Annotated in this window: 17 protein-coding genes and 1 other RNA gene; 11 read left to right on the top strand and 7 right to left on the bottom strand. The window is 46.9% G+C overall.

Annotated features, from left to right (window positions below; translation table 11 throughout):
- Nucleotides 1–128: 128 nt before the first annotated feature.
- The 3 genes from BEL05_RS09835 (at nucleotide 129) to BEL05_RS09845 (ending at nucleotide 4,247) form a co-directional block, all read left to right on the top strand.
- Nucleotides 129–1,217, top strand: coding sequence for a porin (locus BEL05_RS09835; RefSeq protein WP_028764605.1), 1,089 nt, complete (start codon nucleotides 129–131; stop codon nucleotides 1,215–1,217).
- A gap of 114 nt (nucleotides 1,218–1,331) precedes the next feature.
- On the top strand, nucleotides 1,332–3,200 hold the full coding sequence (locus BEL05_RS09840; RefSeq protein ID WP_051413157.1) for a methyl-accepting chemotaxis protein: 1,869 nt from the start codon (nucleotides 1,332–1,334) through the stop codon (nucleotides 3,198–3,200).
- Nucleotides 3,201–3,317: 117 nt separating this feature from the next.
- Complete coding sequence (locus BEL05_RS09845; RefSeq protein ID WP_069671067.1) at nucleotides 3,318–4,247, top strand: LpxL/LpxP family Kdo(2)-lipid IV(A) lauroyl/palmitoleoyl acyltransferase; 930 nt, start codon at nucleotides 3,318–3,320, stop codon at nucleotides 4,245–4,247.
- Nucleotides 4,248–4,258: 11 nt separating this feature from the next.
- Here the strand turns inward: BEL05_RS09845 and BEL05_RS09850 are convergent, their stop codons facing one another.
- From BEL05_RS09850 to BEL05_RS09860, 3 genes are all read right to left on the bottom strand, one after another.
- Complete coding sequence (locus BEL05_RS09850; protein ID WP_028764610.1) at nucleotides 4,259–4,606, bottom strand: YkvA family protein; 348 nt, start codon at nucleotides 4,604–4,606, stop codon at nucleotides 4,259–4,261.
- Between the two features lie 84 nt (nucleotides 4,607–4,690).
- Nucleotides 4,691–6,979: a YgiQ family radical SAM protein gene (locus tag BEL05_RS09855; protein ID WP_069671068.1), complete on the bottom strand. Its 2,289-nt coding sequence runs from the start codon at nucleotides 6,977–6,979 to the stop codon at nucleotides 4,691–4,693.
- Nucleotides 6,980–7,161: 182 nt separating this feature from the next.
- Nucleotides 7,162–7,557: an MAPEG family protein gene (locus BEL05_RS09860; RefSeq protein WP_028764612.1), complete on the bottom strand. Its 396-nt coding sequence runs from the start codon at nucleotides 7,555–7,557 to the stop codon at nucleotides 7,162–7,164.
- 143 nt (nucleotides 7,558–7,700) lie between these two features.
- On the opposite strand from BEL05_RS09860, the gene BEL05_RS09865 reads away from it, so the two are divergent.
- The 3 genes from BEL05_RS09865 to BEL05_RS09875 all read left to right on the top strand — a co-directional run bounded on the left by BEL05_RS09865 (nucleotide 7,701) and on the right by BEL05_RS09875 (nucleotide 11,633).
- Nucleotides 7,701–8,921: a threonine/serine exporter family protein gene (locus tag BEL05_RS09865; RefSeq protein WP_069671069.1), complete on the top strand. Its 1,221-nt coding sequence runs from the start codon at nucleotides 7,701–7,703 to the stop codon at nucleotides 8,919–8,921.
- Nucleotides 8,922–9,099: 178 nt separating this feature from the next.
- On the top strand, nucleotides 9,100–10,755 hold the full coding sequence (locus BEL05_RS09870; protein WP_069671070.1) for a BamA/TamA family outer membrane protein: 1,656 nt from the start codon (nucleotides 9,100–9,102) through the stop codon (nucleotides 10,753–10,755).
- A gap of 71 nt (nucleotides 10,756–10,826) precedes the next feature.
- Nucleotides 10,827–11,633, top strand: a complete 807-nt coding sequence (locus BEL05_RS09875) for a substrate-binding periplasmic protein (protein WP_069671071.1) — start codon at nucleotides 10,827–10,829, stop codon at nucleotides 11,631–11,633.
- 56 nt (nucleotides 11,634–11,689) lie between these two features.
- Here BEL05_RS09875 and BEL05_RS09880 read toward each other — a convergent pair whose 3' ends face one another.
- The 3 genes from BEL05_RS09880 to rsmI all read right to left on the bottom strand — a co-directional run bounded on the left by BEL05_RS09880 (nucleotide 11,690) and on the right by rsmI (nucleotide 13,977).
- A complete protein-coding gene (locus BEL05_RS09880; RefSeq protein ID WP_069671072.1) occupies nucleotides 11,690–12,580 on the bottom strand; it encodes a DMT family transporter in 891 nt (296 codons plus the stop codon).
- A 125-nt stretch (nucleotides 12,581–12,705) separates the two neighbouring features.
- Nucleotides 12,706–13,049: RNase P RNA component class A (gene rnpB, locus BEL05_RS09885), an RNA gene on the bottom strand.
- A gap of 85 nt (nucleotides 13,050–13,134) precedes the next feature.
- Nucleotides 13,135–13,977: a 16S rRNA (cytidine(1402)-2'-O)-methyltransferase gene (gene rsmI, locus BEL05_RS09890; RefSeq protein WP_028764622.1), complete on the bottom strand. Its 843-nt coding sequence runs from the start codon at nucleotides 13,975–13,977 to the stop codon at nucleotides 13,135–13,137.
- Nucleotides 13,978–14,065: 88 nt separating this feature from the next.
- Here rsmI and BEL05_RS09895 point away from each other — a divergent pair, with 88 nt between their 5' ends.
- The 4 genes from BEL05_RS09895 (at nucleotide 14,066) to BEL05_RS09910 (ending at nucleotide 17,484) form a co-directional block, all read left to right on the top strand.
- Nucleotides 14,066–15,913, top strand: coding sequence for a penicillin-binding protein activator (locus BEL05_RS09895; protein WP_069671073.1), 1,848 nt, complete (start codon nucleotides 14,066–14,068; stop codon nucleotides 15,911–15,913).
- Nucleotides 15,910–16,254, top strand: a complete 345-nt coding sequence (locus BEL05_RS09900; RefSeq protein ID WP_028764624.1) for a YraN family protein — start codon at nucleotides 15,910–15,912, stop codon at nucleotides 16,252–16,254. Before BEL05_RS09895 ends, BEL05_RS09900 begins: the two co-directional genes overlap by 4 nt.
- Before the next feature lie 70 nt (nucleotides 16,255–16,324).
- A complete protein-coding gene (locus tag BEL05_RS09905; RefSeq protein ID WP_028764625.1) occupies nucleotides 16,325–16,918 on the top strand; it encodes a phosphoheptose isomerase in 594 nt (197 codons plus the stop codon).
- Nucleotides 16,915–17,484 carry a BON domain-containing protein gene (locus BEL05_RS09910; protein WP_028764626.1) on the top strand — a complete coding sequence of 190 codons (570 nt, stop codon included), beginning with the start codon at nucleotides 16,915–16,917 and terminating at the stop codon, nucleotides 17,482–17,484. Before BEL05_RS09905 ends, BEL05_RS09910 begins: the two co-directional genes overlap by 4 nt.
- Before the next feature lie 17 nt (nucleotides 17,485–17,501).
- Here the strand turns inward: BEL05_RS09910 and BEL05_RS09915 are convergent, their stop codons facing one another.
- Entirely contained in the window at nucleotides 17,502–18,368 is an 867-nt protein-coding gene (locus tag BEL05_RS09915) for a DMT family transporter (RefSeq protein WP_028764627.1), read from the bottom strand.
- A gap of 128 nt (nucleotides 18,369–18,496) precedes the next feature.
- Here BEL05_RS09915 and BEL05_RS09920 point away from each other — a divergent pair, with 128 nt between their 5' ends.
- Nucleotides 18,497–19,372, top strand: a complete 876-nt coding sequence (locus tag BEL05_RS09920; protein ID WP_069671074.1) for a LysR substrate-binding domain-containing protein — start codon at nucleotides 18,497–18,499, stop codon at nucleotides 19,370–19,372.
- Nucleotides 19,373–19,433 lie beyond the last annotated feature (61 nt).

Below are 19,433 nucleotides of genomic sequence, written 5' to 3' on the forward strand. Positions count from 1 at the left end.
GCTGAGTGCGCTGGCGCTCAGCCTCTTCATCTTAAATTACGCGTATGTGAAAGCCATTTGCCGACTCTTTTAAATAGAGATTGGGGGCTATTGGCATGCCAAAAATCGTAAAAGTAAGGTCTACACCAATGAAAACACGTCATATTTCACGTAAAACTGCCTTGATTATTGCCATGGGATTATGCGCCTCACAGGCCTATGCGGCCGAGGCCGATGCGTTGTCAACACAAGTGGAAGCGCTCAATCAACGCATTGCACAATTAGAGCAAAACACGGCACCGTCACAGTTTAAAAACAGCCAAGTCAGCCTATACGGCTCAATTCGCCCAGCCTTAAGCTACCTTGATGAAGGTGATGAACAAACCTGGGACGTTAGGGATGCACTGTCTCGTATCGGCATTAAAGCCAGCACAGAATTTGCCGATGGCTGGCAGGCCATTGCGCAAGGTGAATGGAGTGTCGATATTGCCAATTCAGGTAACTTTGGCAAAGCCCGTCAAGCTTATGCAGCGATTGCTTCACCTTATGGCCAAGTCGGTATAGGTAAACAGCGGCCAGCACAATACACCTTAGTGGCCGAGTACGTGGATATCTTTAACCACGGCAATAGCCCATATGCCTATGATCACGAAAGCCCATTTTTTGTCGATAACTTTGTCACCTACCAATTGGTCAGCAATGGCTTAACCTTTATGGCAGGTGCGCAAGTTGATGGTAACAAAGGCGACAGTAATGCCGATATGATTAACCTAGGTTTGGGCTACGACACCGGCGCCCTGCATTTAGGTTTAGGCTATGTCACCCAAGATACCCTAATTGATGGCAACGTCGGTGGCGATAACCAAACATTGGGCGGTGTAGCGGCCTACACCTTTAGCAACGGCCTCTATGTCGCTGTTAGCTACCAAGACAAGCAATATAACTTCGACCAATCACTCACCAATGCCGACCGCAGTGGCAGTACCTTAGATACGGCTTTGGCCTATCCACTCAACGATGAGTACAAAATCAAACTAGGGTATTTTCAGTTTAAAGACGGCATCAAAGGTAATGACTCTGCAGACTACGATGGCTTTAACACCACGCTAGAGTGGAATCCGCTCAGCAATGTGCGTGTGCACCTTGAGTATCTAGATAAAAGCTTGGAGAACGGCAACGATGACCAAGCGGTAACTATCGGCTTTAGATATGACTTCAACCTGACTTGGCAAGGCTAATTTAGCCCCAAATCGCTAAGCCCTTCCAAAGAGGCTGCATCCCAGCCTCTTGATTTCACACCACGTTGTGGAGAGTTCAAATTGATAGGATTTAGAAAATCGCTCATCGCGTCGATGGTGACTTTGGTCACCCTCTGTTTGCTGGTTTCCAACTGGTTGTCTTATATGGAGATAAAGCAAAACACCATTGACAGCACCAACGAGAAGCTCACCGGTGTGGTGAAATATGAGTCCAGTAATATTGAAAACTGGTTCAAAGAGAAAGCCGATGCCATCGACGCTCTGGCTTTGCACTATCAAGCAGGCACGTATCGGGACAATTATGTCAATGCGGCCAGAATGGCTACCGACGTAGGCGGTGTCGCTCGCATCTACTTTGGCTTTGATGACGGCAGTGCCTACTCAACGGAGACCAATGCCAAGTGGATAAATGGTAAAGCAATACCTGAAAAATACGACCCACGCGTTCGCCCATGGTATCGACAAGGTAAATCTTCTCACAACCTTGATATTACCGACATCTATGTCGATGATGGCACTGGGCACGATGTTATCTCCATCTTAAAGAACCTCGGCAATGGCGTTGTGCTTGGCGATATTGAACTCACCTACCTGAGTGAAACGGTCAAAGCCGTTGACTACCCTGGCGCCGTCACATTAATCACAGACCAAACAGGTAAAGTGCTGGCATCAGAATCAAGTAAGCTAGTGACTGGCACACGATTTTCTGACTTTGGCTTGGCACAAGTAGAACAAAAACTATTGTCCAATGATGAGGTGATGCAGGAATACACCATAGATGGCCAAGATAAATTAGCCTTTTCTAAAGCGATTAATCTCGTCAACGGCAAAAAATGGTATCTGTTTGTTGGGCTCGACAAATCGGTGGCCTATGCCGCTGTAGACAAAGCACTTTATGGTGCTCTATTCTCATCGGGAATAATGCTCGCCTTAGCGATTGCTACCTTGTTGGGCGTGCTCTTTATCCTCTACCGACCGATTCTGTCACTAAAACAGATGGTGAGTGAACTTTCACACGGCAATGGTGATCTCACTCGACGCTTAGAGATTAAAACGGATGATGATTTAGGCCAGATATCTAAGGGGATTAATCTCTTTATTGAGCAGCTGCAACGTATGATGCTAGAAGTGTTGCAATCATCCACTCATATCGCCAATAGTGTTGGGCGTCTTAAAGCTGAAACCGACGCTAACAATGCAATACTGACAGCCCACGCCACCGAAACCGAGCAGATTGTTGCCGCCATTGAGGAGATGAGTGCGACGGCAAACGATGTTGCGCGCAACGGTGCAGAAACCGCCTCGTTCACTCAAATCACCAAGCAGCAAACATTAGCGTCAAAATCGGTTGTGGCCGACGCCACAGATACCGTTGCCAAATTGGTGAGAGAAGTGGAAAACACCTCTGCCAGCATTGCGCAAATAGATAGAGACACGGTCAATATTACTCAAGTGCTAAAAGTCATTGGCGAGATAGCCGATCAAACTAACCTATTGGCACTCAATGCTGCCATCGAGGCTGCCCGAGCAGGTGAACAAGGTCGTGGCTTTGCCGTGGTGGCCGACGAGGTAAGAGCATTAGCGGCACGCACCCAATCCAGTACCGCTGAAATCGAGGTGACGCTCAATACACTCACAGAAACCTCAAAAACCGCCATCTCGTCGATGGATATGACTAAAAACACCTGCCTTAAAACTGCCGACACCACCAAAAAAGTGGCGAGCGATCTTGATACCATTGGCGGCTCTGTCGATCATATTAATGATCTCAATGCGCAGATAGCCACCGCTGCAGAGGAGCAAAGCTCGGTATCCAATGAGATCACTCGCAATATGTCTGCCATATGTGAGATGGCTAATGAGCTATCGGTCAACGGTGAGAGTACCGCTAATGAAACATTAAATTTGGCAGCAGCCAACCAGCAACTTACGCTTATCGTTAATCAGTTTAAATTAACCTAAGCACTGAATAGCCGTAAGATAATTGCAGCGACCTCAGAAAACAGTGTGCACTAAATGACAATTAATCGCATATAATCTGGCTACCTAAAGCCATTATGATCACCAACTGCGTCTATTATGAGTAAATATACTGCACCGACATTTTCTCTTTCGCTGCTGCATCCCAAGTATTGGGGAGTGCTGCTGCTCGTCGGCACGAGCTACCTTTGCAGCCTCCTGCCCTACGTTATCCAAATTCGGATGGGCAAAATGCTTGGGCGTCTTGCGATTGGTTTTATGAAAGGCCGTCGCAAGACCATTGAACGTAACTTAGCGCTATGTTTTCCACAGATGGCTGCTGATGAGCGTGAACGCTTGGTAAAAGAGAATATTGATAACACCGGCTTAGCACTATTTGAAACGGGCATGGCGTGGTTTTGGTCTGATGCTAGGGTTGCAAAACATGTCACCATTAAAGGGACTGAGCACATCGATAAGCTGGCTACCGAGGGACGCGGTGTCTTGTTAGTCGCGGTGCATTCACTCAACCTTGAGTTAGGTGGCCGCGCCTTTGGCTTACATATCCCTGGCATGGGTGTTTACCGCCCTAACAACAACCCCTGTTTTGACTACTTTCAATATCAGGGCCGATCTCGTGGTGGGCATACCTTAATCGATAGAAAAAATATCAAATTCATGCTGGAATCATTAAATAATGGCGAGCGTCTCTGGTATGCACCGGACCATGATTATGGCCGCAGGCGTTCGGCCTTTGCGCCATTGTTTGCGGTTGAGAATGCCTGCACAACCACAGGTACTAGCATTCTGGTCGATGGCTCAGACTGTGCGATTGTGCCGCTCGTGATGGTGCGTAATAACGACAAAGGAGATTACACACTCACCATAAAAGCGCCGCTTATAGACAAGTTTCCCAAGCAGGATCCCGAGGCTGGTGCTCGGTTTATCAACAAAATTGTAGAAACTTCTATCATGGAAGCTCCAGGGCAATATATGTGGCTGCATCGCCGCTTTAAAAATCGCCCTGACGGTGAAGCGTCGCTATATTAAGCACCGCAGAATTAATCAAACCAAGCCGCAGTCTTTTCTGCGGCTTGGTTTTTGACATTGTCATCCACATAGACGCTTACCATAGCTAACGCAGCCGCCAGCGCACCCAAATCATCGGTAAAGCCAACAAAAGGCGTCAGGTCTGGAATCGCATCGATTGGTGCAATAAAGTAAGCCAAAGCGCCAAATATCACGGTTTTCGCCCACTTTGGGGTATCGGGTCGTTGCGCTGCGTAATATAAACATAAAGCGTTATCTATCACCTCACGCCCTGCTTGCTTAGCAAACTGTTTTACCTTATTCCAAAAGCTTTCATCACTGTAGGCATCCGCGCCATTTCCACCCGTTAGATCACTCATAAGCACTCCTAAAAAATAGGGGAATATCACTGATATTCCCCTATTTTGATTCATTTGACTAGCTTATGCTGATCACTATTTTCGCTAGCGTTGATGTTTAGGCGTGGTTCCCCAGGCATTTTTCACAGGGCGTTTACCGCCCTTGCCTGCTGGCCCCGGCTTACCCCCACCTTGCTTATTGGTTGAGGCTTTGCCCGCTGATTTTGGCTTATCAGAAGATGAAGTTTTACCCTTTCTGTCATCAAATTGATTAGCTGAAAAACGGGTCACAGCCTTTTTACCGGCAGGCGTTTTACCCTTTGCGCCTTTGGCTAACAAACCTTGACGCTCTTGACGTGTTTCAGCCGGAACCAAACAATTTAAACCACCACCAATTAAGTGTTCTTTGCCCATCTTAACCAAGGCTTCACGTATGATTGGCCAGCCCGCTGGATCATGATAGCGCAGCAAGGCTTTGTGCAGCTTACGCTGACGCCCGCCTTTGGGCACATCCACCGTTTCACTGGTGTGCTTGACATTTTTAAGTGAATTAAGCTCAGTGTGATAAATGGTCGTGGCGTTAGCCATTGGTGATGGATAGAAGTTTTGCACCTGATCGAGTTTAAACTTCTCACCTTTAAGCCACAGCGCCAAGTTCACCATATCTTCGTCTGTGGTGCCCGGATGCGCCGAGATAAAGTAGGGGATAAGGTACTGTTTTTTACCCGCTTCGGCAGAATACTTATCAAACAGCTCTTTAAATTTGTCGTAGGTGCCCATGCCCGGCTTCATCATCTTGTTGAGCGGCCCCTCTTCGGTGTGCTCTGGGGCAATTTTTAAATAGCCCCCTACATGATGACTCGCCAACTCTTTCACATAACGTGGATCTTCGGTGGCCAAGTCGTAACGCACACCCGAAGCAATCAGTACCTTTTTGATGCCCGGCACATCGCGCGCGGCGCGATACAGATCGATCGTCGCCTGATGATCAGTATCGAGATGGCCACAGATAGCGGGGAAGACACAGGAGAGTCTACGGCAGGTTTTCTCGGCTTTTTCGCTCTTACAGCCTAAGCGATACATGTTTGCTGTGGGTCCACCAAGATCGGAGATAACTCCTGTAAAACCGGGGACTTTGTCTTGAATGTCTTTGATCTCTTTAATAATAGAGTCTTGCGAACGGCTCTGAATAATACGCCCTTCATGCTCAGTAATCGAGCAGAACGAACAGCCACCGAAACAGCCTCGCATAATATTAATCGAGGTCTTAATCATGTCATAGGCAGGGATTTTGTCATTGCCATACACAGGATGCGGCACACGCTTATAGGCTAAGTCGAACACCCCATCCATCTCATCGGTGTTCAGCGGCCAAGCAGGTGGATTAACCCATATTGCGCGCTCGGCATGGGGTTGAAACAACGCACGCGCACAGCCAGGGTTTTGCTCTTGGTGCAATATCCGTGATGCGTGGGCGTAAAGGTATTTGTCACCAGCTACCTTTTCATAACTCGGCAGCAGCACATAGGTTTTTTCCCACGGCTTTGGTCGCGGAGCTTGTACCGAAATGGCTTTTGGCGCGTCATTGTCAAATACCTTAACATCGCTAGGGCCCGACAAATTTTGGCAACCCACATCGTCGGCACCATAAGGATTAGGAATGGGTTCAATTTTATGCAGCTGATCGAGCTTGCGCGAATCCATGCCTTTCCATTCAGGTAATGGTTCCTTGCGGATAACCGTGGTACCACGCACATTATGGATCTCACTGATTGGCTCACCCGACGCAATACGGTGTGACAGCTCCACCAGCGGACGCTCGGCGTTGCCATAGACTAAGATATCGGCCTTGGCGTCAAGAATAACTGAGCGGCGCACTTTATCAGACCAATAATCATAGTGGGCAATACGGCGTAAACTCGCCTCAATACCACCAATAACCACAGGTACCTGCTTAAAGGCTTCTTTACAGCGCTGGGTATACACAGTTACCGCACGATCGGGACGCTTACCACCGATATTACCCGCAGTATAGGCATCATCATGGCGCAAACGACGCTCAGCCGTGTAACGGTTGATCATCGAATCCATGTTGCCAGCGGTAACACCAAAATAGAGGTTTGGCTTGCCTAACTTCATGAAATCGTTTTTGCTCGACCAATCAGGCTGGGAGATGATCCCCACGCGAAACCCTTGGGCTTCAAGCATGCGACCAATCACCGCCATACCAAAACTTGGATGATCCACATAGGCATCGCCTGTGACGATAATAATGTCACAACTGTCCCAGCCCAATTTATCCATCTCTTTTCGAGACATAGGTAAAAATGGCGCTGGTTTTTCAGTGCGATTTAAATATTTGGGATGCGTAAATAACGTGGATTCAACCTGCATGAATATGACTGCCTAACTTCCAAACCAATGTAAATACTATGGCAGATTATAGTCTGCCAAGTAACGGTCGCTGTTATCGACTCAGACATTCACACGTCCAAGTACAGCAACAAAAAGGACGCGGAGTATAACAGTGAAACGCCATTGTAGGCGAACAAAAAAGCAGCAAAACCAGAGAAAATCTAGCTCACGGCAAAATAAACAACATTAACCACAGACAGCGTAAGGATAACCAACCAAGTGGTTAATACCCCCCAGAAACGGCCAAAATGATAACCACCTTTTCCTTGGGTTAACCCCACAGCATGTAACACACGAGCAATAAGCCAGACGATACCAATAATGTGAATATAGAGCGCAGGCAAACCATTCAGCTCTGCCACCAGCAATAATCCCATGGCTATTGGTGCATTCTCTAATAGATTGCCATGCACCCTATCGGCAAGTCGAAGCGGCTCATTACCCGCTACACCTATACCTATACTGAATTTTCGGCGTAATTTTATCACTCTCAGCGTCAGATAAACCGCCATGATTGCGGTTATTGCTATATATAAACCCGATACACTCGCTGACATTCCATTTCCTTATCCATTAAAAGCACACCATACTCTATGCCTTAGTTAAAATTTTTCCAAGCCATTAACCTTTTTGGTACAAGATAGGTTACTATGCGCTCGTTTGGATTCACCTACTTATATCACCATCACGGACTGTAAAATTGGATAACGCTGAGTTCATTGAAAAACGCCGTTTTATCATCAAATTAGGTAAAGCCTTACACAAGTTTGGTACTCCAGCATATCGTCTGGAGGCTCACCTACAAACAATCTCTAATCTGTTAGGGATTGAGGGCTACTTCCTGATTTCGCCCACGGCAATGACCTTTGTTTTACAGCATGACACCGACCAAGAATATAACCATGTTGCGAGGGTAAAACCGGGCGAGCTTGATCTCGGTTCACTGGCCCGTACTGATGAATTAGTCGAAGAGCTTGTATCTGGCAAACGGTCCTTAGCAGAAGCCTTAGATAGGCTAGAAGAGATTGCCAATAAACCAAACCCTTACGGCCCGCTGCTAACCTTACTGGCTTTTGGTAGCTCAGCTGGGGCATTTGCCATGTTAATGGGCACCAGTTGGAACGATGTGTTTTGGTCGGCCATGCTTGGGTTCATGGTATATGGCTTGGTTTATCGCGCCGAACGCTCAAAGCGTATGGCTGAAACATTAGAGCCCCTGGCCGCCATCCTCTGTGCAATAATTACATGTGCAATTTCCCACTTTGATCCTTACATTAATATCCCTGTGGTGATCCTCTCTGGCATTATTATCTTTGTGCCGGGTTTGGCACTGACCTTAGGGTTAGCAGAGCTGGCGGCAAGGGATCTTATTTCTGGTACCGCTCGGATAATGGACGCCTCCATGCTGCTGTTCAAGCTCTATTTTGGGGCAATATTTGGCATGGTGATAGGGAATGCACTGTTCGGTGAAGCGATCAATTTTGAGCCAGCCCCACTACCTCGCTGGGCAATTTGGTCTGCGGTACCGATATTATCCATGGCGCTGGTGATTATCTTTAAGGCACGGCTAAAAGACTCTCCATGGGGAGTGTTAGCCGGTATCGTCGCCTTCTTTTCGGCGATGCTTGCAGGTATCTATCTTGGCGATTCTATCGGGATATTTTTTGGGGCGTTAGCCGTTGGCATCTACTCGAACCTTTATGCTCGCTGGATGAAAGCGCCCGCCTCGATAGCGCTCTTGCAAGGGATCGTTATCTTAGTCCCTGGAAGCAAAACTTACATCGGGTTGAACACCCTGATTTTGGGTGAAACCATGCTTAATCAGTCCCACATTGGTACACAGATTTTTCTGATATTTATGTCGCTCATTGCCGGCTTAATTTTCGCCAACGTCGCCGTCCCACCACGTAGAACACTATAATTATTGGCGCTATGCCGAGGTACAGTCCATTGCTGCCTCGGTATTTTGGCAATTAAAACCATCATTTAAAACTGCTTTATACCTTGACTAATTCACGTCACAGGTGTGTTATTAGAATGTGCTGCAAATGTAAAAATCGGCACATTCCAATAAAAAAATTGATTATGATGGGTTGCCTATGCGAAAGATTTCCCGCTCTGCCATTGCTGTATCTTCTCTACTCATTTGCCAGCCAGCGCTAGCGGAAACCTTGCAACCTACAGAAATCGCCACCAGCAATACGGACAACAAGCACACCCAAAAAACTAAAATCAATAAAATCGTCGTAGTGAGCAACGCCATTTTTGATGAGTCCGATCCCGATGCCTTTTTTATCCACCGCTGGGCCAACTACTTACACATTAACACTCGTGAATCAGCGATTCTTAATAAGCTCAGCTTTAACGATAATGACCAAGTGTCACAGAAAGACTTAGATGAGGCGCAACGAATTTTGCGCTATGAACCCTATATTCGCGATGCCAAAATAAACTTTGCCACTAAAGACCCTGCTGCGGATATTGATGAAGAGGGTGAAACGGTTTTAGTGGAAACCTGGGATAATTGGTCACTATTGCCCACTTTTAGTGCCGGCCGAAGCGGTGGTGAAAGCAAGTTTTCATTCGGCATAAAAGAGGACAACCTGCTCGGTTACGGCATTCGAACCCGACTCAAATATAAGTCCAGCGCCGATAGAACAGGGTACCAATTGGCGTTTCAAGCCCCCATGGACAATTGGGTCAAGCACTCAACTCTGTCGGCAAACTTTTATGATAATAGTGATGGCCAAGCGACCCAGTTAGACTTTACTAAACCTTTTTATACCTTAGACAGTGTCGACATGTACTCCGGCCGCTATGTTGATGACTTACGTGTCGACACCCTGCGCCAGAACGGCAATGACATTAATGAATTTCAGCACCAAATTAACTACGCCAACGCACAATATGGCTGGCGCTTAAACCGCGAAGGTGACTGGCGATCGCGCATCATTGTGGGAGTCACTCAAGATGAGCACACCTTTGACAACATTGAGCTCTATCCAGACAGTGTACTGCCACAAGACAGAGACTACCTCTATCCATGGGCTGCCTATCAATATATTCAAGATGATTTTAAGGTGCTCAATAATGTGCACTTAATCAACTATAACGAAGACTTCAACCTAGGTTGGCAGCACTACGTTAAGTTAGGTATTGAAACCCAAGACCTTAACGACAGCGCCCCCGTAGGCTACCACATTGACTGGCGCAGTTCCCGGGGTTATCAAGATGAGCAGCAGTTGATCTTACTGGCCATGAATGGCGAAGGCGTTTTTGCCACCAGCCAACCAGACTATTTCAAGGTCAATGCTATCGCCGAATACTTTTATCAAATCACTCCTAAGTGGACCGCCTATTCAAAAGTTAGCTTAAGTACATCGCAAAATAACTATTTAGATAAAACCTTTGCCCTTGGCGACAACACTGGCGTTCGCGGCTATCCCAACGATTATCAACACGGCGACAACCAATGGTTAGTAACCGCAGAAATACGTAACTACCCCAACATCAACCTTTATCAATTAGCCGAACTGGGCTGGGCTGTATTTACCGATTATGGTCAAGCCAGCGGTGGGCCTGATGCAAACAATGAGGAGTCCGCCCCCATTGGTAGTGTCGGTATCGGCGCAAGGATCTACTCCTCTCGCTCAAGTTATGGCAATGTGGCACATATCGATTTCTCGGTGCCTTTTACCACAGGCGAAGAGGTCAACAGTTGGGAGTGGCGTTTCCAAGTTAAACGCCATTTCTAACCCTCCACCAGCCAAACTAATCATCTCGGTCTACACTAATAAATAGACCTTTTCCCTGCGGTAGCACCAAGATGAAACACTATCAGATTCTATTAATCTCTCTCTTTTTTTTGGCCCCTACCCTAGCCAACTCAGCCCATGCTGTGCCGCTTAAATTTGTATTTCATGACTTTGCCCCATTTAGCTACCAAGATGAAAATGAAAAACCCGTCGGTATTCTCGTTGAACTTGCTCAGCGCTTCTGTCAAGAGTGGTTAGAACCATGCAGTGTTTCCGTGTTACCTAACCGACGAGCAAAACATCTGTTTGCCGCAGGCGAAGTGCAGGGGATCTTTTTAGGTTGGAATCCTGAGCGCGCCACCAGCATGTGGTTTTCTATCCCCATGGTGGAAACAGAATATGGTTTCTATTCCTTGCATAAACTCTCATTTAGCTCATTAACACAACTATCGGGTAGGACTGTCGGTGTTTACGGCCCCTCTAACACCTATACCTCATTGATGTTACAGCAGCAAAAACTCTCCCAGCTTAACTATGAAAAATTTAAAACAGCTATCTATCCCCAAGGGGATGAATTACCCCTTAAGATGCTCAATAAACGCCGCTTCTCGGCGTATTATGTCAATAAGGAGGTCGGGCGCTATTATGCGGAGAAGCTCGGTCTAAATAACCTTAACTATTTAAGCACTCACAAGCATATCTACTACTGTGTCGCCTTTAACATGGAGCATACCTCTGCTGAAACCGTCAAAACCTTTAACCACGAGTTTCAACGCTTATTAAACCAAGGTAAGTTAGCCGACATCTACCAAAAGTGGCAGATGGAACCCGCCTACTTAGATCCCATTATGTATCCAGAAATGAACATGCCCTATTAATCTAGACGCCAACGCAAGTCATTACGGGGATACCGAATGAAGCGAAACCAGTAACACTAACTGACGACTTTTTGATGTCGAGACTTAATTAAATAACGCAGTGGAACCTGTGATACCAGCATGCCAATTAACATTAGGCTACAGCCAAACAGCGCCCGGTTATCTAAACTCTCTCCCAAGAATAGAATGCCACCCATAACAGCAAACACTGCCTCTAAGGATAAGATAATCGCAGCATGAGCTGGGTGCGCATGCTTCTGCGCCACCACCTGCAAAGTATAAGCAATACCCACAGATACGATGCCAGCATAAGCTAATGATCCCCATGCAGCCGCCACATTTTCCAAAGTCGTGACCTCTATAACCGCCGACACCAATAAGCTCAATACGCCACAGAAAATAAACTGTAGCTGTGCTAACAATAACGGGGAGTGTTTTTTCGCAAAGTGATCAATAGCCAGGATATGCATCGCCCAAAACAGCGCACCAATAAGCTGCAATCCATCACCTAACCCTATGCTCATATTATCTTTAATACTCAGGAAATAGAGACCGATAACGGCGATGGCACATCCCACCCAAGTGTTAAGGCCGGTTTTATGCTTTAGAGCTAAACCTAAAATCGGCACCAGCACAATATAAAGCCCAGTAATAAAACCCGCATTAGCTGCCGTGGTGTGCAGCAATCCTACCTGCTGAAATGAGGCAGCAACAAACAATATGGCCCCCAAACAGAGTGAGCCTATAGCGAGTGAACGCTTACCGCCCACCACCAAACGCTGTTGGCGATAGAACCACACCACTAGCGGTAACAAACTCAATGCACCAATAAAGAATCTCAACCCATTAAACATAAAGGGAGACAAGTGCTCCATGCCGAGCGCTTGGGCGACAAAACCAAATCCCCAAATGGCGGCAGCGAGCAGTAATAGAAAATTTGCAGGCAACAGAAGACCTTTTTAAAACATGAACGAGTTCACCAGACTACTGGTAAGCCCCCCCCCCTTGTCTAAGGGAATAAAACAGGAAAAACAAAAAGCCCGCCTGTCATAAACAAGCGGGCTTTTATTGATAGGTGAGTTGGCCGATAAGCCGGGTCCTGTCGTGGACAGTTATTCATCTAGGCCTGCAATCGCTCACAGGCTCAAGCGACCTACCCGGTCCCAACGCGAGCAGCGCCATACGGGACCCTATTTGGTCTTGCTTCGGGTAGAGTTTACCTTGCAACGGACTATTACTAGCCGCCCGGTGCGCTCTTACCGCACCCTTTCACCCTTACCAACCGAAGTTGGCGGTCTCCTCTCTGCTGCACTTGTCGTCGGTTCACACCGCCCAGGCGTTACCTGGTACCCTGCTCTTTGAAGCCCGGACTTTCCTCCCCGCTCTATTGAGCGCGGCAACTGTCTGGCCAACTCGGCGCGGATTATAGCCTAATGAGGTCTAGCGTACCACCTAATAATAGCCGCGCTGTACCAACGACAACGCGCATACCGAAATAGGGCTATAAACCTAGCTCTAAGCCAAACTTATATAAAGCATTTTTCTTCAAGCCATGTATTTGTGCGGCTATCGCGGCTGCTTTTTTCAACGGCAATTCTTCGCTGAGCAACTTAAGGGTATTGACGGCGACCGTGGGAATATCTTGTGTCTCATCAACGCGGTGTCCATGACACATGAGTACAATTTCACCTTTCTGCTGATTAAGATCCTGTTTAACGGTTGCTAATACCTCTTCAGCCGCGCCTGACAAAAATGTCTCAAAAGTCTTGGTCACTTCTCTGGCCATCACTACCGGCCTATCCGCGCCGAGCGCGGCCACTATCGATTCAAGGCTGTGAACGATGCGATGCGGTGATTCATAGAAGATCAGCGTACGGGGGTCTTCAGCTAGCGCAGTTAACTTATCTAGTCGGCCTTTCTCTTTTGCAGGTAAAAAACCTTCGAATGTGAATCGATCAGACGGCAGACCCGATGCGCTCAAAGCCGTAATGGCTGCACAAGGTCCGGGCAGTGGGATCACATTGTAGCCCGCCTCACGTACTTGAGACACTAGGTGGTAGCCAGGATCTGAAATCAGCGGTGTGCCCGCATCTGAGATCAATGCAACTGCTTCACCATTCGATAGCTTTTGGATAATCCACTGAGCCCTATCTCTTTCATTGTGATCATGCAGTGCGGTTTTTCTGGTCTCAATACCAAAATGGCTCAGCAACTTACCGCTGTGTCGTGTGTCCTCACAAGCGATAAGCGAAACGTTATTTAGTACCTCTATTGCTCGGCTACTGATATCGCCAAGATTACCGATTGGCGTAGGAACAATGTAAAGAGCGACCGACAGGTCCATATCTACCTCTGTAATGATTGTCACAAGACTTTCGTCTGGCGTAAGAGAAGGTTAAACTACAGCCAGCATCTTACCAGAGTGAAGCCCTGTGTTAAAAAGACTGAAAACAACGAAATTTATCTTTATCGCGGTTTTATCAACTGTTTTGTACGGTTGCGCCACATCGCCAACGCCGGTAAAGCAGCCGCAGACTCAAGTTTCTCTGGTGAGCGCGCCTTTAGCACCCTCTCAGTACTTAACCGATGCAGCCCAAGCTAATGACCCTGAACAGCGCGATCGGTTAATGTTGTTAGCCGCTCACGCCTTTATTAATCAAAATGATACGGGTAATGCGGCTAAAACACTCGCTTCAATTAAAAATAACCTAGTGCAAAAGAGCGAGTTATTGGCCGAACATCGCTACTTAACAGCAAGATTATTAGAGCTAACCTCTACCTACGATGATGCCCTGTCTCAACTTAATTATCCCAGCCAATGGCAATTAGCTGACTGGCAATGGGTGGCTTATTATCAATTTAAGGCTCGTCTATACCAGCTCATCAAGCAACCCATTGAACAAACTCGTCAGCTTAGCCTGCTAAGCCGTCACCTTCCGGCAGAACAGGCTTACGAGGTCGGCAATGATATTTGGCGCATATTACAACCTTTGCATGAGCAAACCTTGTTGTCATTTAGCCAAGACCGCAGCAATCCGATTTTCTCAGGTTGGTTGCAACTGGCCTACATTGCTAAGCATTATGCCATAGACCCACAAATTCTGGTGCAGCATTTAGGTAATTGGCAACACGACAACCCTAGCCACCCTGGGGCTGTGAAGTTACCGACCGATCTTGAAAGAGCACTAAATGCTAAGCCATACAAACCAAAAAACATTGCAGTGCTGCTGCCGCTAACAGGCCAAAGAGCAGCGATTGCCAGTACAGTGAAAGAGGGTATTATTTCCAGCTATCTGGCCAATCCAGATGACTCTGTATCGGTCAACTTTTATGACTCTGCCCAAGGCGCTGATATCGCATATAAGCAAGCTGTTGAAGACGGTGCTGACTTTGTTATTGGTCCACTGTTGCAATCAGAGGTGGAGTCATTACTGGCCTTGGAAAAACAACAGCCCAGTGTTGCACCCACAGATGTCACGCCAATTCCACAGCTATTTTTGAATCATGTCGATGGGGTTACACCAAGCAAGGACCGATTCTTCTTTGCGTTGTCGCCTACCGATGAAGCGATTGATGCCGCACAGAAGCTATTTAATGATGGCATTGAGCAGCCGTTAATTCTGGCCAGTGACGACAATATTGGTCGCCGTATGGCGGAAGCGTTCAACGAAAAATGGCTATCACTCACCAAAAAAGCCGCCGAAATCCATTACTATAATCGCGGTGACGAGATGAAAGTTACTGTGCAAAAGTCATTGGGCGTCATTGACAGCAAAGAGCGTATAGCACGCATAAAAGCCTTATTAGGTGATAAAATTGAAGCCGATTTTCGCTCACGCCGGGATATCGATGCCATTTATATGATTGCAAGTAGCCAAGATTTGCCGTTGCTTAAACCGTTTATCGATGTCAATTTTAGCGTTTTTGCTGAGCCAGTGCCGCTTTACACTACCAGTAGAAGCCGAGTAGAAAGTAACTCTCGCAGCGTCGCTCAAGAGCTCAATAACTTAACGATTAGTGATATTCCTTGGTTATTAGAACCTAATCAGGAGACGAGCCAAGTCGCTGCCTTATGGCCCACATGGAATAACAGCCAAAAGCGTCTTTACATCATGGGCTATGATGCACTTGAACTGGTTAGTAAACTGGCACAAATGCGCGCTCTGCCAGGCTATCAATATACGGGGCGCAGTGGCTTATTATCAGTTTCACCTGATGGTACTATTAACCGCCAGTTAAGTTGGGGTCGCTATCAACGTGGAAACTTACGGCCCCTATGAGCCAACCAGCGCATTTAACTCAAGGTGCTAAGGCTGAAGACTCTGCCTTAGCTTACTTGCAGCAGCAGGGGCTCAAATTAGTAGACCGTAACGTGCGCTACCCATTTGGCGAGATAGACCTCATAATGAGAGATGCTCAGAAATGGGTATTTATTGAAGTGAAATTTCGCCAATCCAAGCAATTTGGCGGCGCGATACAAGCCATTAGTCAGGGCAAAATTGAACGGTTACGCCGAGCGGCGAGCCATTATATGCAACGCAATAACATCGATGCTCAATGCCGATTCGATGTGGTTGCAATCGATGCAAATGAAATCAACTGGATCACCAATGCCTTTTAGTGCTCCTAAAGCCTTATTTATTTGAACCAAGGCATATCAGTCACAAATTTTAGTTTTTAAGGAAATTTACATGTTAGAACGTATTAAAGACAGCTTCACTCACTCAATTCAAACCAAAATTGATGCAGCAGAAGCACTGCCAGAATCCATTGAAAAAGCGGCCGAGATGATGGTTCAATGCCTTCTTGGTGGTAATAAAATTTTGGCTTGTGGTAATGGCGGTAGCGCTGGTGATGCACAACACTTTTCTGCAGAACTGCTTAACCGTTATGAAATAGAGCGTCCACCACTACCGGCTATCGCACTGACCACAGATACGTCAACCATTACCGCTATTGGTAACGACTACAGCTATGACGAAATCTTCTCCAAGCAGATTTTGGCTCTGGGACAACCGGGCGATATTTTACTCGCGATCTCCACCAGCGGTAACTCAGGTAACGTGATTAAAGCGATGGAAGCGGCGCTAAGCCGTGATATGACAATTGTAGCTCTGACGGGTAAAGATGGCGGCGCCATGGCTGGCCTCATGGGCGTTAATGATGTTGAAGTTCGCGTACCTTCAAATGTGACAGCACGTATTCAAGAGGTTCACCTGTTGGTGATCCACTGCCTATGCGACAACATTGACCGCACGTTATTCCCGCAGGATGAGCAAGCATGAGAGCTCTGCTCCCAATCCTTGCAATCCTGTTAATGCTACAAGGCTGCGCCGGGGCCGTTATGGTCGGCGCGGTTGGCGGCGCAATGATGGTCAATGACGAGCGCAGTTTCTCGACTCAGCTTGAAGATACCAATGCCGATTTTCAAATCTCTAGCGCATTAGCAGCCCATGACGACTTGAAAAATCAAACCAATATTACTGGTGTCGCCATGAATGGCAATGTACTGATGATTGGTCAAGCCCCCAACTCAATGCTACGCGACAAAGCGATCAATACCATCCAAGCACTCAAACTTGGCGGTAAGATCCACAACCAGATCCGTATTGGTAATCCAACCTCATTTACTACCCGCAGTAACGATACTTGGATAACGACCAAGGTTAAGAGCCGAATGCTTAATGACAATGATCTGGATATCACCCGCATAAAAGTGATCACCGAAAATGGTGAAGTATTTTTATTAGGGATTGTCGACCGAGAACAAGCTGAGTTAGCCACCGAAATCGCCCGCCATACTGCAGGTGTAAGAAAGGTTATTAAAGTCTTTGACACGCCTAGCAGCTAAAAGCCGCTAGGCGCTTTTTAATTTACCGCGAGTTTATGCTTATTGGCTAACTGCATCAGCTTAGGCAGTATCAAAGAAGGTAATATAATCAGCGCCGCACCAAACCAGCTTAATCCATCAAGCCATTCATCAAACCACAACCAGCCAAAAAATACGCAAAATAACAAGCCACTATACTCGGCAATGGCTATCTCTCCTGCAGGCGCACGGCGATAGGCCAAGATACAAAATAGCTGATAGGCCAGTAAAAAACAGTTACTCGCCACAGCAACGGCTAGCATAGTCCAACTCGTTCCAGCGAAGCCCTGAACCGCAGCAAGCACCACCACTAAGGGTAAGCTCAGTAGATTATAGTGAATGACAGTCAGGCACGCAGGTTCACTGGAGGGTAGCTTTCTTAGCATCAGTTGATTGGCTGCAAAAATGAGCGCCGAAATGAGTACGGCAAAGCCGGCAACATTCATTTCACTGGGACGTAAAATGATCAAAATGCCGATAAAACCAAGCAATGTGGCCCCGATTTGAGCAATAGAGATACGTTCCTTTAAATACAACACCCCCATGACAACAATCATTAACGGAGCTGAGTAAAACAGCGCACTAACCGTCGCTAACGGCAGCGACATTAAGCCAATAATCAACATCAACCCACCCAGCGAACCACTATTGGCTCGCAACAGATGCAGCCGAATATGTTGGCTACGCGGGCGGCCCGCATAGAGCCAGAAAGGTAACATGATCACGATGGCCGAAAGCTGCCGTAATAGCAGGAACATCGCCGCATTGGCATCCTCTGGCAACCACTTAATCGATACATCGTAAAGCGCAGTGAATACATTTCCTAACACCAAAAGGCCCAATGCAATGATAAGGTTACGCTGCATAGCTCTATTCTCATTATCTCAATTGCGCGCATGATAAAGCGCATAAAACGCAAATTGAAATGATGATTTCTTATGATAGATGAATTAAATTCATCTATTGACCACACTAATGATGAGGCGTCTACCTGATGCGAAAACTCCCGCCTTTACGAGCTATCCAAGTGTTTGAGGCTGCGGCTCGCCAACGACATTTTTCTCGAGCAGCCGAGGAGCTTTGCATTACTCAAAGCGCTGTTTCACATCAAATCAGGTTACTTGAGGAGCACTTTAATCAACGCCTATTTCAACGTGAAGGCCGCAGGCTAACCCTCACTCCCAAAGGAGAGTTGCTTTATCAAGAGTCTGCTAGAATATTCAATGAGTTAAGCGATCTCAATCAACTAATAGCTGGGAAGAAACATCAAACACTGCGCCTCGCCGTCTACAGCTCTTTCGCGGTGAAATGGCTTATTCCTCGACTTAGCGAATTTCGCCGCCACCAACCTGACATACAGATAAGACTCGATATGATCACTGACGATCCTGTGTTATCTGACAGTGTGGCGGATATGTTTATTACAGGTCAAAACAACCAAACGGGCTACTGGCAACAGCTGCTGCATAGAGAACGTTTGATTCCCGTTTGTAGTCCGAATTTGCTCAACAACACCCAAGCGACCGATCTTAATTGGTTGCTGAAACAAGCGCTATTGGTGGTTGATGAAGGCCCATTAGGATTAGATTGGCAACGTTGGGCAGTCAGCAATGATGTTGCGATCCCTAACGATTCGGAACAACACCTCTTTAGCCATGTGTTATTGGCGATAGAAGCCGCTATCGTGGGCCAAGGTGTTGCATTAGCATCAGACTTTATGGTTGCTAATGATATTGCACAAAAACGTCTTATCGCACTCCCCTTTGCAGGAATTGATACCGGATTTGAATTTAATTTTCTCTGCAAGCAGCGCCGCACTAATGAACCTGCCATCGCGAGCTTTATTAACTGGCTCACCCTTCAGGAATAATGTGTATATAACGACTCACTTTTAGGCAATAAAAAAGCCAGCGTTTAGCTGGCTTCAATAG

Source organism: Shewanella colwelliana (assembly GCF_001735525.1).
Lineage (GTDB): Bacteria > Pseudomonadota > Gammaproteobacteria > Enterobacterales > Shewanellaceae > Shewanella > Shewanella colwelliana.